The 954-nt window shown below is 70.4% G+C and carries 2 protein-coding genes; one reads left to right on the top strand and one right to left on the bottom strand.

The window, feature by feature from the left end; all coding sequences use genetic code 11:
• The coding region (locus AC5LSR_RS14520) for a response regulator (RefSeq protein ID WP_493468566.1) at window positions 1-222 on the top strand (222 nt) is incomplete at its 5' end.
• Between the two features lie 44 nt (window positions 223-266).
• Here AC5LSR_RS14520 and AC5LSR_RS14515 read toward each other — a convergent pair.
• Window positions 267-954: LuxR C-terminal-related transcriptional regulator (locus tag AC5LSR_RS14515; RefSeq protein ID WP_445548769.1), on the bottom strand; the 688-nt coding region annotated here is incomplete at its 5' end.

Here is a 954-nt window from a genome sequence, read left to right as displayed (position 1 = left end):
CCGGACATCGTGCTGCTCGACGTGCGCCTGCCCGACATCGACGGGTTCGCGGTCTGCCGCGAGCTCCGTACGAGGATGCCGACGGTCAAGGTGGTGCTGTGTTCGGCCCGGGACGCCACCGACTACGGCAGCCGCATCACCGACTGCGGGGCATGTGGCTTCCTGCTCAAGTCCGAGCTGTCGTCGACGGCGCTCACCCGCCTGGTCACCGGCTGCCGGTGACGCCGTGCCCACCTGTCTGGCGGCATGGTTGCCTGACCGGCCAGTCATGATCTTCGGGTGGCGGTCGTGCCGGTGGCCTGGAGATAGGTGATGACGGCGAGGACGCGACGGTGGTCGTCGGGCTGCGGCTGCAGACCGAGCCGGGTGAAAATGCTGCGTACATGGGACTCGACCGTCCTGGGAGTGAGGACGAGCTGGTCGCTGATGGAGCGATTGGAACGCCCCTCGGCCATCAGGGCGAGCACTTCACGTTCACGGTCGGTCAGCGTGTCGAGCGGGCCACGTCGGTGCCGGCCGCCGACCAGCAGCGCCGCCACGTCGGGGTCGAGGGCGCAGCCGCCGGCCGCGACCCGGCGGACCGCGTCCAGGAAGACCGCCGTCCCGGCGACCCGTTCCTTGAGCAGGTAGCCGATGCTCCCGGCGCCCGCGCCGAACAGGGCCGGCAGATAGTGGGACTCCAGGTACTGAGAGAGCAGCAGGACGCCGACGTCGGGGTGATCCCGGCGGATGGCGACAGCCGCCTCGAGCCCTTCGAGATGGTGGGTGGGAGGCATGCGGATGTCGACCACCGCGATGTCGGGCCGCAGCGCGGCGATCGCGCCATGCAGACCGGCCGGATCGGCGACCTGCGCGACGACGTCGCATCCGTGACCGCGGAGCAGCTCGGCGACAACCTCCCGCAGAAACACCGCGTCGTCGGCGAGCACCACCCGTAATCCCGCGGACCGGCCT

It is taken from the genome of Protofrankia sp. CiP1_Cm_nod4, assembly GCF_982290645.1.
The sequence above is the reverse complement of the archived record's forward strand: the minus strand, read 5'-3'. Positions and strand labels throughout refer to the sequence as shown.